This window comes from Intrasporangium sp. (assembly GCF_035280925.1).
Lineage (GTDB): Bacteria > Actinomycetota > Actinomycetes > Actinomycetales > Dermatophilaceae > Intrasporangium.
Genome location: NZ_DATEEY010000085.1, coordinates 1 through 13,658, shown reverse-complemented (window position 1 = coordinate 13,658; position 13,658 = coordinate 1). Strand labels below are relative to the sequence as shown.

Here is a 13,658-nt window from a genome sequence, read left to right as displayed (position 1 = left end):
AGGCCGCGCTCCGCGACGGTCACCTGGACCCCGTTGGCGCGGTTGTTCTCGAGCGCCTTGTCCAGAACCGGGCCGGGGGGACCCAGGACCTCGATGCGGACGTTGCCGTCGGCCAACGCGGCGCCCCCAGGGCTTCGGGCCCGGCGCCGGTAGAGGTGCATGGTCAGCGGTGCGAACACTCGTCGGCCCTGGACGTCCTCACGCCCCGCGAGCTCGAGGTGGTCGCACTCGTCGCCCATGGGCTGTCCAACGACGAGATCGCCGAGCGCCTGGTGCTCAGTGCCGCCACGGCGAAGACCCACGTGAGCCGGGCGATGACCAAGCTCCGCGCGCGCGACCGGGCGCAGCTCGTCGTCATCGCCTACCAGTCGGGCCTCGTCGCCCATCCCAACGGCACGAACGGCCGCTGACCCCCACTCCACGTCGACTGTCGGTGGGGAGCGGCACCATGGGTTGTCATGAGCCGAGACATCCAGGTGACCTTTGACGCCGCAGACCCGATCCGTCTGAGCCTGTTCTGGGCCGAGGCGCTGGACTTCGTCATCCAGCCGCCGCCGGGCAGCAACCTCCCGCCCGCTACCCCGGCCAGCGAGGTGCTGGACGCGTGGACGTCCTTCCTCACCCAGGCCGGCGTGCCACCCGAGCGGCACGGGTCGGCCTCGGCGATCGTGGACCCAACAGGCTCGCGGCCCCGCGTCTTCTTCCAGCAGGTGCCCGAGCCGAAGTCGGCCAAGAACCGGGTCCACCTCGACGTCCGCGCCGCGCCCGGCCTCGACGGCGACGAGCGGATGGCCGCTCTCGAGCAGGAGTGCGAGCGGCTGGTGGCCCTGGGAGCGACCAGGGTCAAGCGGTTCGAGCCCGCACCCCCGATGTCCGGTGGTCACATCGTCATGACCGACCCCGAGGGCAACGAGTTCTGTCTCGACTGAGAGCCATACTGCTGCCATGGCCTACGACGAGGAGCTCGCCGACCGGATCAGGTTCACCATCGGCATGGACGCAGATGTCGTCGAGAAGAAGATGTTCGGTGGTCTCGCGTTCCTCGCCGGCGGCCATATGGCGGTCGCGGCGAGCGGTCAGGGCGGCCTGCTCGCCCGGGTCGACCCGACCGAGACGGCGGCGCTCCTCGCCGAGCCCGGGGTTGAGCGGATGCAGATGGGCGGCCGGAGCATGAACGGCTGGCTCCGCGTCGATCCGTCGGCGGTCGACGACGACGCCGACTTGCGTCGTTGGGTCGAGCGCGGCCTCGGCTACGCCCGCTCACTGCCCCCCAAGTAGGGCCGCGGTCGCTTTCGCCACGTGCATACCGCTCCCGCACTCGCGTTCGACCTGGCCTGATCGACGCCGGCGGACGCACACTCGACGCGGCGAGGGCGCGCACAACTGCACACTCGACCGAAACGGGACCCCGCCACGCGCGTGAGCCCGCTTCCGAGCGGAGGCGGGCTCAGCGGCATACGGCCAATTCGCTTGTCAGTCCTTGGGGTTGAAGAAACCGAGGATCATCGAGACAAAGGTGATGACGAGAGATCCGAGGATCGCGTCCCAGAAGAACTCCTGCACGGTGAACGCCAGACCCAGCTTGCCCGACAGCCACGACGTCAGCTGGAGCATCAGCGCGTTGACGATGAAGACGAACAGGCCCAGCGTCAGGATGATGAGGGGCAGGGAGAGGAGCTTCGCGATCGGGCGCACGAAGGTGTTGAGGACGCCGAACACCAGCGCGACGAGGACCACGGTCGTCACCGTCTCCCAGGTGCTGTCCCCCTGGTCGAACTCGATGCCGTCGATGAGGAGGGCGGCGATCCACAGGGCGACGCCGTTGATGACGGTCTTGATCAGGAAGTTCATCAGCATGGGCGTCAGTCTTCCACGCGCTCAAGTCGATCGGCGGGAAGACCAGGGTGCTCGTCGCCGACGATGCGCGGCCGGAACATCGTGTTGATCCGCAGCAGGTCCGGGTCGACCATCTTGAGCTCGCCGATGGCCTCCTTCACCGGAACGCGCACGATGTGTCCGCGCTGGAGCGCGACCATCTCGCCCCAGGCGCTGTCCATCGCCGCCTCGACCGCCGCGATCCCGAACCGGGTCCCGAGGACCCGGTCGAACGCCACCGGCGACCCGCCACGCTGGATGTGTCCGAGGGCCGTCATCCGGCTCTCGATGCCGGTGCGACCCTGGATCTCGCGGGCCAGGATCGAGCCGATGCCACCGAGGACCTGGTGGCCGTAGCGGTCCATCTCCGGCACGGGCAGCTCCATCGTCCCCGGCTTGGGGACGGCGCCCTCCGCGACGACGATGATCGTCGCGAAGCGGCCCTTGCGGTGCCGATGGACGATCCGCTCGCAGACCTCCGCGATGTCGAAGGGCTCCTCGGGGACGAGCGTGATCGCGGCGCCGCCGGCGATGCCCGACCAGGTGGCGATGTGTCCGACGTGTCGACCCATGACCTCGACGACGAGGACCCGGTGGTGGGACTCGGCCGTCGTGTGGAGCCGGTCGATGGCGTCGGTGCAGATCTGGACTGCCGTCTGGAAGCCGAACGTCATCTCGGTCAGGGAGATGTCGTTGTCGATCGTCTTGGGGACGCCGACGACGGGGAAGCCGCTGTCGTGGAGGCGGGAGACGACGTTCATCGAGCCCTCGCCGCCGACCGCGAGGATCGCGTCGAGCCCGTGCCGGGCGTAGGCCTTGCGGACCTTCTTGAGCCCGTCCTCGAAGGCGAACGGCTGGTCGCGGCTCGTGCCGAGGATGGTGCCGCCGAGCGGCAGGATGCCACGGCAGCGGTCGACGTCGAGCAGCTCGAAGTCGTTGTCCATCACGCCCCGCCAGGCGTTGCGGAACCCGACGACCGTGCTGTCGTAGGTCACCTCCGCGGCACGGACCGCGCCGCGGATGACGGCGTTGAGGCCGGGACAGTCCCCGCCTCCGGTGAGGATGCCGATGCGCATGAGCAGCGTCCTTCGTGTGTGGTCGAACGAATGCGTCGAGGCGGCGTCGGCGCGACAGTGTGAGCCTAGCCACATGCGGTCGTATGCCGCTGAGCCCGGTCCACCTTTCGGGACCCTCCCAGCCCTCCCGTCCCTCCCGGCCGGCTCAATAGAGTGGGCGGCATGAGCGACGACGACGAGCAGCCCGTTCCCGCCGCACCCGGCTCCTCTCCGACCGTGCGGTTGCGACAGGTCCTCGGCCGGATGCCGGACTACAAGCCGGGCAAGCCCGCCACGGCTCGAGCCGGCGTGACGCCCTACAAGCTGTCGTCCAACGAGAACCCCTACGGGCCGCTCCCGTCAGTGCTGACGACGATCAACGAGGCGGCGGCATCCGTCAACCGCTATCCCGACATGGCCGTCGTGGAGCTGCGCGAGCGTCTCGGTCGCGCCCTCAGCGTCTCGGCGGACTGCATCGCGACGGGGACCGGCTCGGTCGCCGTCCTCGCCCAGGTCGTCCAGGCCGCGTGCGATGCCGGGGACGAGGTCGTCTTCGCCTGGCGGTCGTTCGAGGCGTACCCCATCGTCACACAGCTGGCCGGCGCCACTCCCGTCCTGGTCGCTCTCGACGACCAGGCCCGGCACCGGCTCGACGCGATGGCGGACGCCGTCACCGAGCGCACGCGGGTGGTGCTCGTCTGCACGCCGAACAACCCCACCGGGCCGTCGGTGCACCGCGCGGAGCTCGACGCCTTCCTCGACCGGGTCCCCAGCGACGTCATCGTCGTGATCGACGAGGCCTACGTCGAGTTCGTCCGCGACCCAGAGGCGGTCCGCGGTCTCGAGGTCTGGCGCGAGCGGCCCAACGTCGTCGTCCTGCGCACCTTCTCCAAGGCATACGGGCTGGCCGGGCTGCGAGTCGGCTTCGCCGTCGCGCACCGTGAGGTCGCCGCCGCGATTCGTAAGACGGCGACACCCTTCGGGGTCAACTCGATCGCCCAGGCGGCGGCGGTCGCCTCGCTCGATGCCTTCGACGAGCTGAAGGAGCGGGTCGAGTCGATCGTCGAGGAGCGCGAGCGGGTCGTGCAGGGCCTGCAGGACCAGGGCTGGAAGCTGCCGGCGTCGGACGCGAACTTCGTCTGGTTCCCGCTCGGGGCCGACTCCACCGCCTTCGCGGAGGCCTGCGAGGAGGCCGGGCTCATGGTGCGGCAGTACGGCGACGATGGCGTCCGCGTCACGATCGGCGAGACCGAGGCCAACACCCGCCTGCTCGAGGTGGCCGAGACCTTCGGCGCCCGCTAGGCAGGCCGCCGAAGAGCGGTGTGGCCAAATGGAGGATCCGGGTCACAATGGGATGTGGACACGGTCGTCCGCGAATGGCGGTGGGGAATGCGTCTCGCGGTCGCGGGGGTGCTGCTGGCACTGCCGACGATCGTCTGGCCGGCGTGGCGGCTGACCTGGCCCGCGGTTGAGTCACAGCCTGAGTTGTGGTTCTGGTCCTGGGGTCGGCTGCACGTCATCGCCGACGAACGGGCCCCGGACTTCCCAGTGGCAGCGGTCCCGTTGGTCGTCCACGTCCTCGTTCTCGTCATGGCCCTGTCAGCAACGGCCGTGGGGATGGTGCACCGCGGCAGGCATGCGCAGAAGCTCGGACTGGCCGGCGCCGCTGCAGGATGCGTCCTGGTGGCCAAGGGCGTGGCCGAACGCGCCGCGGAGGTCGCTCACTGGAGTGGAGGTAACGGCCCTGTTGCCGAGATGACCACCTTGCCGGCGGGTCTGGGCGAGAACGCCGCACTCGTCCTTCTCACGGGCGCGTTGGTGCTGTTGCTGGGGCGCCCGGCGGTCCGCGTGGCGGCGGCGCTGTGGAGACAGCTGTCGGTGCGAGCCGAAGCCGGCCGCCACGTCGAGGACGCGGCGGAGCGCGAGACCGGGATCGGCGCCGGCGGGATCATCGTGCAGGGGCTCCGGCCCGGCGACGGCACGGCCCCGCACTGGTCGAGTCCTGACGAGGGGGTGCCCTTCACCGATCTGTCACCGGACGACGACCGCTTCTCGCCGCCGAAGCAGGCCTAGCCGCTCAGTCCTCGACCCGGCCGAAGTGGGGCAGCCACGCGGCTGCCTCGGCAGCGAGCGGCACCGAGGCTCCGAGCAGGCAGAGCACTCCAGTCGTTCCGGCCGCCACCCGCTGGACCAGCAGGTAGCGCACGGGAATGTGGAGCCTCCGCTGCGTCCGAGAGATTGCCGACCGGGGATCGGAAAACGGTGTGGTCAGGCCGCGCAGCCAGGGCCGGGTGAACGTGAACTGCTCTGCCCGGAGCGGCTCGAGCAGCGGGTCCACCAGATCCAGGAGCGCCTGGTCGGTAACCTCGCTATCCCGAACCACTCCCGCGGCGCGAGCCTGCCTGATCAGATCCTCGGCCGCGCGCTCGCGTCCGGCGCGCAGGAATGCGGTCAGCCGCGGCGACCAGCCAGCTGGCGTCGCCAACGTCGAGCCGAAGTCGATGACCGCGAGCCGTCCGTCGGCAAGGAGCCGGAAGTTGCCGGGGTGGGGGTCGCCGTGCAGCCGACCCACCCGCGGCGGGGACGACAACAGGAACCGGCACAGCAGCAGGCCGGCCCGATCACGTTCGGACGGGCTGCCGTGGCGAGCGATCTGCGCCACCGAGGTGCCGTCGACCCACTCGGAGACGAGCACCCGTGGCGCGCCATGGACCACGCCCGGGACCACGAAGTCTTGATCGTCGCGGAACGCCCGTGCGAACTCCGCCTGCGCCGCAGCCTCCTGCTCGTAGTCGACCTCGGCCAAGATGCGGGTCGTCAGCTCGCCGAACAGGTCGTCCGCGTCCAGCCCGGGCACCGCCACACGCAGCACCGGCACGAGCCGGTCCAGCTGCCGGAGGTCGGTCGCGAGGGCTTCCCCGGCGTGGGGGTACTGCACCTTCACGGCGACCTGGCGGCCGTCTCGCCACACGGCACGGTGGACCTGGCCGATGCTCGCCGCGGCCGCCGGCTCGTCGTCGAACTCGGCGAACCTGGTGCGCCACTGGCGCCCGAGCTGCTCGATGAGCACCTCGTGCACCGTCCGTATCGGCATCGCGGGTGCCGCCTCCTGCAGCTTGGTCAGCGCTTCACCATATGGTCCGGCGAGCTGCTCGGGCAGGGCCGCCTCCATCGCGGAGAGCCACTGCCCACCCTTCATCGCGCCACCCTTCAGCTGCCCCAGGACACTGAACAGCTGCTCGGCGGTCCGAGCCTGCACCTCCGCCGCGATTGCCTCAGCGGGCCGGCCACCAACCCGCTTGCCCAGGCCGATGACACGGCGACCCACGAAGCCGGCCGGGACCGCAGCCAGCCGGAAACCCCTTGCCAGCGCTCGGGTCGGAAGGTCGGCCATCCCTCATCCTGCCACCGCGGCTGCCTCGGCCCTGGTGCCGATCTCGACCGTCGCCTCACGAGCACGGCGCAGGTTGCCGAACCAGTCAGGGCCGGTCGGCGAACCGCTGCCCGTTCCCCAGACGAGGTAACCGCCGTCGTGGTCGAGGTAGCGAACCATCGTGGACCGCGGCCGACCGGTCCGCCGCCCGGGAGAGGTCACCATAGGGTTCAATGCCGTCTGGCGGTGGCACCGACGGCGGATTGGTGAAGAATTACTACGCTGGCTGGGCACGGGTGACTGCCCGCACCGGAGGAGATGGCATGACGACCGGACAGCGGATCGACCTCAACTCGGACCTCGGCGAGTCGCTCGGCATCTGGGCGGTCGGCAACGACGCGGCGATGCTCGACATCGTCACGAGCGCCAATGTCGCCTGCGGTTTCCACGCCGGTGACAGCCTCACCCTCCAGCGGACCTGCGCACAGGCCGCCGAGCGTGGCGTCGTGGTGGGGGCCCAGGTCGGCTATCGCGACCTGGCCGGTTTCGGGCGGCGCTTCATCGACATGGACGCGGACGAGCTGACCGCCGACGTGATCTACCAGATCGGCGCGCTCGAGGCGATGTGCAGGGTTGCGGGGACCCGGGTCGAGTACGTCAAGCCGCACGGCGCCCTCTACAACGCGATCGTCGACCACGAGACCCAGGCGACGGCGGTGGTCGCCGCGGTCGCCGCCGTCGACCCGTCCCTGCCGGTCGTGGGGCTACCGGGGTCGGCGTTCCTTCGGATCGCGGCGGATGCCGGTCTGCGCACCGTGTCCGAGGCGTTCGCGGACCGCGCGTACACGCCGGAGGGCCACCTCCTCCCGCGCCGCGAGGCGGGCTCGGTCCTGCACGACCCTGGCGAGGTCGCAGCCAGGATGGTGCGCCTCGCCGTCGAGGGCCGGATCACCGCGATCGACGGCACGGAGCTCGAGGTCCGAGCGGACTCCATCTGCACCCACGGCGACTCACCGGGTGCCGTCGACATCGCCCGGGCCCTCCGGGCCGCCCTGACCGGGGCTGGCGTCGAGATCGCCCCGTTCACGCGGTAGGCCGCCATGTCGCCGCAGGGATCCTCCACGTCGCCGGTCGGCCCCAGCGTCCGGCTGCTGCCGATGGGCGACGCGGCGCTGCTCGTCGAGACCGACGACATCGACGCGGTGCTTGCCCTCGACGCGGTCCTGGCGCCGCTCGTCGCGGCGAACATCGGCGTGTGGGCCGAGGTGGACGAGCTCGTCCCAGCCGCGCGGACGCTGCTCGTCGTCGCCCGCCCGACGACCGACCTCGACGCGCTGGCCGGTGCGGTGGCCGAGGCGACCGCCGGTGCCGGCCGTGCGGCCCCGGCGGCCGACTCACCGGCGGTGGAGATACCGGTCCGCTACGACGGGCCCGACCTCGAGGAGGTCTCGGGGCTGACCGGACTTCGCGTGGACGAGGTGGTCAGGGCGCACACGGCGACACCGTGGCGGGTCGGCTTCGGCGGGTTCGCCCCCGGGTTCGCGTACCTCGTCGGGGGCGACCCGCGACTCCACGTCGCTCGCCACGCAGAGCCGCGCACCCGTGTGCCCGCCGGGTCCGTCGCTGTCGCAGGGGAGTACAGCGGTGTCTACCCTCGAGAGTCTCCGGGCGGCTGGCAGCTCATCGGGACGACCGACGTCGTCCTCTGGGACGTCGCGCGCCAGCCACCAGCACTGCTCGTGCCGGGCACGACCGTGCACTTCGTGGAGGTCCGCCGATGAGCCGCGGCATCGAGGTCGTGGAGCCGGGTCCGCTCACCCTCGTCCAGGACCTCGGTCGGCGCGGCCACCTCGCCGTGGGAGTCGGGCGCGCGGGCGCGGCCGACGTCTCGTCCTACCTCGTCGGCGGTCGGCTGCTCGGCAATCCGGCCGGTCTCGGAGCGCTCGAGGCCACCTTCGGCGGTCTGCGGTTGCGGGCCCGCGGCGACCTCCTCGCGTGCCTCACCGGGGCACCCGCTCCGGCCGAGGTGGACAGGCGCGCGGTCCCCTACGCCGCACCCTTCGTGGTGCGTGACGGACAAGAGCTGTGTCTCCGTATGCCGCTGAGCGGGCTTCGCACGTACGTCTCCTTCCGTGGTGGGCTGGCCGTGCCGGAGGTCCTCGGCTCCCGGGCGACCGACACCATGTCCGGCCTCGGCCCGGAACCGCTGCGGTCGGGGCAGGTGCTCGAGGTCGGGGCCGCGTGGGACGACTTCCCGCACGTCGACCTCGCGCCACTGCCCTCTCCACCGTCCGGCCCGGTCGAGCTGGCCGTCCTGCCGGGGCCGAGGCAGGACTGGTTCGCCCGGCCCCAGAGTCTCGCCGAGTACGAGTGGTCCGTCTCCGGACGCAGCGACCGCAAGGGGATTCGTCTGGAAGGCGAGCCGATCGAGCGGCACGCGGCTTGGCGTGACGTGGAGCTGCCGAGCGAGGGGATGGTGCGGGGAGCGATCCAGGTGCCGCCCAACGGACTGCCGGTCCTCTTCCTCAACGACCACCCGGTGACCGGCGGCTACCCCGTCATCGCCGTCGTGCGCACGGCCGACGTCGACCGGGCGGCCCAGCTCCAGCCGGGTCAGAAGCTCACGTTCCGCTGGGAGCGACGATGAAGGAGTGGCCACGCGCGCTCACCCCCTGAGTCGTCAGGGTGATCAGTGGGCCAGGTCGGCGGCAGCGTCGGTGCTGGCCCCTAGCGTGAGGACATGGACATGAAGCTGGAGTTGGTGGCAGTGCCCGTGAGCGATGTCGATCGGGCCAAGGAGTTCTACGTCAGGGTCGGCTTCCACGCCGACCATGACCACACGGTGAGCGACGACGTCCGCTTCGTTCAGCTCACGCCCCCGGGCTCCTCATGCTCGATCGCGATTGGCAACGGTCTGACGGAGATGGCGCCGGGGTCTCTGGACAACCTGCAGATGGTGGTCGCGGACGCGGCCGCGAGCCGCGCCGAGCTGGCCGAGCGCGGGGTCGCCGTGTCGGAGGTCGATGAGCAACCGTGGGGCCGTTTCGTCCATTTCGCCGACCCGGACGGCAACCGGTGGGCGCTTCAGGAGCTGCCGGCGTGGTCAACCGGCGCTGGTGGTGACGGGGTCAACCCGGACGCCTGACCCAGCACGGCATGTGCATGATGCTGACCTGCGTCGCAGTCTCGGGCTATCGATCGCTGCGGGACGTGGTCGTGCCGCTCCACGGCCTCGACGTGGTCACCGGCGCCAACGGGTCGGGCAAGTCGTCGCTCTACCGCGCGTTGCGGCTGCTCGCCGGCTGTGGCCGCGGTGAGGTCATCGGCTCGCTCGCGCGTGAGGGCGGTTTGCAGTCGGCCCTGTGGGCGGGACCAGCGACGTTGGGCGGCACGCGGAAGCAGGGGTATGCCGCTGAGGGCACCAGGCGCAAGGGTCCCGTCAGCCTGCGGCTGGGCTTCGCGTCGGACGACTTCGGGTACCTCGTCGATCTCGGTCTGCCGCAACAGGGCTCGGTGGCGGAGGGGTCGTCCGCCTTCCTCCGCGATCCCGAGATCAAGCGCGAGGTCGTGTGGGCCGGGCCGGTCATGCGGCCCAACACGGTGCTCGTGCGCCGACGCTGGTCCATCGTCGAGACCCGCGCCGCCGAGGAGGCCGAGTGGGACGGTGGCCGGGGCGCTGACGAGTGGGAGTCCGATCCCGAGCCGCTCGCGCGGTCGGCGGGCCGACGTGATGCCCGGCGGACGGGGTGGATCGAGCTGTCGCGGACCTTGCGTCCCTGGGAGTCCATGCTGACCGAGCTCGCCGACCCTGATCGGGCGCCTGAGCTGTTGCGGGTGCGGCGGATGATCCGTGGATGGCGGTTCTACGACGGCTTCCGAGCGGACCCGGCGGCACCTGCCCGGCAGGCGGGCGTGGGGACGCGGACGCCGGTTCTCGCGGATGACGGCTCCGACCTGGCTGCCGCCCTGCAGACCATCCGGGAGGACGGCCGGTCGGCGTTGGACGGTGCGATCGCGGACGCCTTCGACGGCGCCATCCTCGACGTCCCCGTCGTGGACGGGCGGTTCGACGTGCACCTGCACCAGCCGGGCATGCTGCGCCCCCTCTCGGCGGCCGAGCTGTCCGACGGGACGCTGCGCTACCTGTGCCTCGTCGCCGCGCTCCTCACCGTCGACCCGCCGCCGCTCATGGTCCTCAACGAGCCGGAGACCTCGCTGCACCCGGATCTCCTGCCGCCGCTCGCCCGCCTGGTCAGGGCGGGTGCCGAGCGCAGTCAGGTCATGGTCGTGTCGCACTCCGAGGCGCTGATCCGGGAGCTCCGTGTCACCGACGACGAGGATGCCGAGACGGGACTGGGGTCCCCGGCGCGACGCGTCACCCTCGTGAAGGACCTCGGCGAGACATTTGTCGAGGGCCAGGGCCTGCTGACGACGCCGCAGTGGAACTGGGGCACTCGCCGCTGACGATGTGCCCCCCGCGCTCGCCGTGAAAAGGACTCGGGACCGCACCGCGGCCGATGCGATGCTGGCTGCATGGACCTCGACCGTGTCGACCTCGCGCAGAAGCTCTCGCTCTTCTCGGAGCACTGGTCGCCCAAGGCGGTCGCCCGACTCAACGACTACGAGATCAAGGTCGTGAAGCTCAAGGGCGAGTTCGTCTGGCACACCCACGAGGACACGGATGAGCTGTTCCTCGTCATCTCCGGCCGGCTGACGATCCGGCTGCGGGACCGGGACGTGGTGCTCAACCCCGGGCAGCTGTTCGTCGTGCCGCGCGGGGTCGAGCACTGCCCGGTGGCCGAGCAGGAGGTGCAGGCCGTGCTCATCGAGCCCGAGGGGACGGTCAACACCGGCGACGCGGGCGGACCGCTCACCGCACACGTCGAGTCGATCTGACCCGACGGGCGGGGCGTTGAGGCGCCGGTCAGGAGACGTCCGGCATCTCGACGGTTCCGGCGAGGGCGGCCTCGAGCGTCTCCTGGCTCCCGAACGAGTCGGGCCTGCCGGTGCCCGCCTGGATCAGCGTCCTCAGACTGCCCAGGATGTACTGGCCCCAAGCGGTGTTGCACACCTCGTAGCACTCATGCGCCCCGTTGAGCCCCTCGTGGGTGAACGTGAGTCGGGTGCGGCGATTGCCGCCGGGCTGGGCCGGCTCCTCGGTGATGACGAAACGGACCGTCGTGCCGGTCCACTCCTCCTTGTCCTCGATGAAGGAGAGGTGGCTGTCGAGGACGAGCCATGACACGCGCTCGACCGGCACGAGCTCGGTGATCCGGAGCTTCGAGAAGTGGATGTCGGGAACGCTGTAGGTCCACTCGGCTCCGAGGGTGGAGGTGTCGCCGACGATGTTGCCGGACCACCAGCTCCGGACGTCGTTGACCGCGTCGAAGACCTGCTGCGGCGTCTGCTCGACGGTGAAGCTCATGGTGAGGTCGGTGCTCATGGGTCCTGCCTCTCTGCGGTGACGTGCATGACGCAAGTCACGGTACGGGACGCGACTTGCATCAAACAAGTGATTTTCCAACCAGCAGGCGAGGACAGGTTGCTGCTCGGGCCGTCCGCATTGTGAGATTGGTGGCGGCCTCCGGTAAGTTCCGTCCAGAGGACCATCATGTGTCCGCCGTCACCCTCGGCGGGCCTGTGTGACACAGCCGTGGGGCGGGGGAACCCCGCTCGCGGCCCGACCAGAAATGCCGGAACTCCCTTCCGGCGAAGGAGCCCCAGTGAGCGACAAGGTAGTCGCCGAGCTGCACGAACCGACCCCAGCAGTCGGCGACGGCGGCCCGGACATGATCCAGCTGCTGACCCCCGAGGGGGAGCGTCTCTCCCACCCCGACTTTGACAAGTACGTCGCGGACCTCACGCCGGAGGACCTGCGGAGCTTCTACCGCGACCTCGTCCTCATCCGCCGCCTCGACGCCGAGGGATACGCCCTCCAGCGGCAGGGCGAGCTCGGACTGTGGCCCAGCCTGCTCGGCCAGGAAGCGGCCCAGGTCGGCTCGGGCCGCGCGCTGAAGCCGCACGACATGTGCTTCCCCACCTATCGCGAGCACGGCGTGGGCTTCGTGCGCGGCATGGACCCGCAGAGCTCGCTGCAGCTCTTCCGCGGCGTCAGCCAGGGTGGGTGGGACCCCAAGGACCACAACTTCCACCTCTACACCATCGTCATCGGCGCCCAGACCCTGCACGCCACGGGCTACGCGATGGGCGTCAAGATGGACGGCAACGTCGGCACGGGCGAACCCGAGCGGGACACCGCGGTCATCTGCTACTTCGGTGACGGGGCGTCGGCCCAGGGTGACGTCAACGAGGCCTTCGTCTACGCCGCGTCCTTCGACGCCCCGGTCGTCTTCTTCTGCCAGAACAACCAGTGGGCCATCTCCGAGCCGGTCTCCAAGCAGACCCGCATCCCGCTCTTCCAGCGGGCCCGCGGCTTCGGCTTCCCCGGTATGCGGGTCGACGGCAACGACGTGCTGGCCACCTACGCCGTGACGCAGCACTGCCTCGACGAGGCCCGCAACGGCAACGGGCCGCTGCTCATCGAGGCCTTCACCTACCGGATGGGTGCGCACACGACGGCCGACGACCCGACGAAGTACCGGGTCTCGGCCGAGGTCGAGCAGTGGAAGTTCCGCGACCCGATCCAGCGCCTCAAGACCTACCTCTCGCACGAGGGCTGGGCCGACGACGCGTTCTTCACCAGGGTCGATGAGGAGGCGGACTCGTTCGCCGCGGAGCTCCGGCAGGGCTGCATCACCATGGCGACGCCGCCGGGCGAGACGATGTGGGACCACGTCTATGCCGAGGAGCACCCGGTCATGGAGGCGGAGCGCGCCGCCTTCGTTGCCTACCAGGCGAGCTTCGAGGAGGCGAACTGATGGCACTCGAGAAGGTCACCCTCGGCAAGAGCCTGACCAGTGGCCTGCGCAAGGCGATGGAGAAGGACCCCAAGGTCGTGCTCATCGGCGAGGACATCGGCAAGCTCGGCGGCGTCTTCCGGATCACCGAGGGGCTGCAGAAGGACTTCGGCGAGGAGCGCGTCATCGACTCCCCCCTCGCCGAGTCGGGCATCGTGGGCACCGCGGTCGGGTTGGCCCTGCGCGGCTACCGGCCGGTGTGCGAGATCCAGTTCGACGGGTTCGTCTACCCGGCGTACGACCAGATCGTCAGCCAGGTGGCGAAGCTGCACTTCCGGTCGGGCGGCAAGCTGCCGATGCCGATGGTGATCCGGATCCCGTTCGGCGGCGGCATCGGCGCGGTCGAGCACCACAGCGAGTCGCCCGAGGCGCAGTTCGCGCACACGCCGGGGCTCAAGGTGGTCACCTGCGCCAACCCGGTGGACGCGTACCACATGA

Annotated in this window: 18 protein-coding genes and 1 pseudogene; 13 read left to right on the top strand and 6 right to left on the bottom strand. The window is 70.5% G+C overall.

Annotated features, from left to right (window positions below):
* Positions 1 to 239, bottom strand: a 239-nt coding sequence (locus VJN29_RS08975) for a hypothetical protein (protein ID WP_324143281.1), incomplete at its 3' end; no start/stop codon positions are given.
* Here VJN29_RS08975 and VJN29_RS08970 point away from each other — a divergent pair.
* The 3 genes and pseudogenes from VJN29_RS08970 to VJN29_RS08960 all read left to right on the top strand — a co-directional run.
* A pseudogene (locus VJN29_RS08970) lies at positions 189 to 410 on the top strand (response regulator transcription factor); the annotation flags it as partial. The gene VJN29_RS08975 and the pseudogene VJN29_RS08970 sit on opposite strands and share 51 nt — an antisense overlap.
* A gap of 48 nt (positions 411 to 458) precedes the next feature.
* The gene (locus VJN29_RS08965; RefSeq protein WP_324143279.1) at positions 459 to 929 is read left to right on the top strand and encodes a VOC family protein; all 471 of its coding nucleotides are present in this window, start codon (positions 459 to 461) and stop codon (positions 927 to 929) included.
* 16 nt (positions 930 to 945) lie between these two features.
* Positions 946 to 1,278, top strand: coding sequence for a TfoX/Sxy family protein (locus VJN29_RS08960; protein WP_324143278.1), 333 nt, complete (start codon positions 946 to 948; stop codon positions 1,276 to 1,278).
* A gap of 195 nt (positions 1,279 to 1,473) precedes the next feature.
* Here the strand turns inward: VJN29_RS08960 and VJN29_RS08955 are convergent, their stop codons facing one another.
* Positions 1,474 to 1,857 (bottom strand): phage holin family protein, encoded by a 384-nt coding sequence (locus VJN29_RS08955; RefSeq protein ID WP_324143277.1) that lies wholly within the window; start codon positions 1,855 to 1,857, stop codon positions 1,474 to 1,476.
* A gap of 5 nt (positions 1,858 to 1,862) precedes the next feature.
* Positions 1,863 to 2,951, bottom strand: a complete 1,089-nt coding sequence (locus VJN29_RS08950; RefSeq protein ID WP_324143276.1) for an ATP-dependent 6-phosphofructokinase — start codon at positions 2,949 to 2,951, stop codon at positions 1,863 to 1,865.
* 162 nt (positions 2,952 to 3,113) lie between these two features.
* Here VJN29_RS08950 and hisC point away from each other — a divergent pair, with 162 nt between their 5' ends.
* Positions 3,114 to 4,232 (top strand): histidinol-phosphate transaminase, encoded by a 1,119-nt coding sequence (gene hisC, locus VJN29_RS08945; protein ID WP_324143275.1) that lies wholly within the window; start codon positions 3,114 to 3,116, stop codon positions 4,230 to 4,232.
* A gap of 54 nt (positions 4,233 to 4,286) precedes the next feature.
* Entirely contained in the window at positions 4,287 to 5,003 is a 717-nt protein-coding gene (locus VJN29_RS08940; protein WP_324143274.1) for a hypothetical protein, read from the top strand.
* Positions 5,004 to 5,007: 4 nt separating this feature from the next.
* Here the strand turns inward: VJN29_RS08940 and VJN29_RS08935 are convergent, their stop codons facing one another.
* Both VJN29_RS08935 and VJN29_RS08930 read right to left on the bottom strand, forming a co-directional pair.
* A complete protein-coding gene (locus tag VJN29_RS08935; protein WP_324143273.1) occupies positions 5,008 to 6,324 on the bottom strand; it encodes an AarF/ABC1/UbiB kinase family protein in 1,317 nt (438 codons plus the stop codon).
* A gap of 3 nt (positions 6,325 to 6,327) precedes the next feature.
* Positions 6,328 to 6,528: a nitroreductase family deazaflavin-dependent oxidoreductase gene (locus VJN29_RS08930; RefSeq protein WP_324143272.1), complete on the bottom strand. Its 201-nt coding sequence runs from the start codon at positions 6,526 to 6,528 to the stop codon at positions 6,328 to 6,330.
* Positions 6,529 to 6,626: 98 nt separating this feature from the next.
* Here VJN29_RS08930 and VJN29_RS08925 point away from each other — a divergent pair, with 98 nt between their 5' ends.
* The 6 genes from VJN29_RS08925 (at position 6,627) to VJN29_RS08900 (ending at position 11,199) form a co-directional block, all read left to right on the top strand.
* Positions 6,627 to 7,397 carry a 5-oxoprolinase subunit PxpA gene (locus VJN29_RS08925; protein ID WP_324143271.1) on the top strand — a complete coding sequence of 257 codons (771 nt, stop codon included), beginning with the start codon at positions 6,627 to 6,629 and terminating at the stop codon, positions 7,395 to 7,397.
* A gap of 6 nt (positions 7,398 to 7,403) precedes the next feature.
* Positions 7,404 to 8,084, top strand: a complete 681-nt coding sequence (locus VJN29_RS08920) for an allophanate hydrolase subunit 1 (protein WP_324143270.1) — start codon at positions 7,404 to 7,406, stop codon at positions 8,082 to 8,084.
* Positions 8,081 to 8,950, top strand: a complete 870-nt coding sequence (locus VJN29_RS08915) for a biotin-dependent carboxyltransferase family protein (protein ID WP_324143269.1) — start codon at positions 8,081 to 8,083, stop codon at positions 8,948 to 8,950. Before VJN29_RS08920 ends, VJN29_RS08915 begins: the two co-directional genes overlap by 4 nt.
* A gap of 93 nt (positions 8,951 to 9,043) precedes the next feature.
* Positions 9,044 to 9,448, top strand: coding sequence for a VOC family protein (locus tag VJN29_RS08910; RefSeq protein ID WP_324143268.1), 405 nt, complete (start codon positions 9,044 to 9,046; stop codon positions 9,446 to 9,448).
* Positions 9,449 to 9,468: 20 nt separating this feature from the next.
* Positions 9,469 to 10,767 carry an AAA family ATPase gene (locus tag VJN29_RS08905; RefSeq protein ID WP_324143280.1) on the top strand — a complete coding sequence of 433 codons (1,299 nt, stop codon included), beginning with the start codon at positions 9,469 to 9,471 and terminating at the stop codon, positions 10,765 to 10,767.
* A gap of 69 nt (positions 10,768 to 10,836) precedes the next feature.
* Positions 10,837 to 11,199, top strand: a complete 363-nt coding sequence (locus tag VJN29_RS08900; RefSeq protein WP_324143267.1) for a cupin domain-containing protein — start codon at positions 10,837 to 10,839, stop codon at positions 11,197 to 11,199.
* 28 nt (positions 11,200 to 11,227) lie between these two features.
* On the opposite strand, the gene VJN29_RS08895 is transcribed toward VJN29_RS08900, so the two are convergent.
* Positions 11,228 to 11,746 (bottom strand): SRPBCC domain-containing protein, encoded by a 519-nt coding sequence (locus VJN29_RS08895; RefSeq protein WP_324143266.1) that lies wholly within the window; start codon positions 11,744 to 11,746, stop codon positions 11,228 to 11,230.
* A gap of 247 nt (positions 11,747 to 11,993) precedes the next feature.
* Here VJN29_RS08895 and pdhA point away from each other — a divergent pair, with 247 nt between their 5' ends.
* Both pdhA and VJN29_RS08885 read left to right on the top strand, forming a co-directional pair.
* On the top strand, positions 11,994 to 13,181 hold the full coding sequence (gene pdhA / locus VJN29_RS08890) for a pyruvate dehydrogenase (acetyl-transferring) E1 component subunit alpha (protein WP_414654337.1): 1,188 nt from the start codon (positions 11,994 to 11,996) through the stop codon (positions 13,179 to 13,181).
* On the top strand, positions 13,181 to 13,658 hold a 478-nt coding region (locus VJN29_RS08885), incomplete at its 3' end, for an alpha-ketoacid dehydrogenase subunit beta (RefSeq protein ID WP_414654336.1). The genes pdhA and VJN29_RS08885, both read left to right, overlap by 1 nt.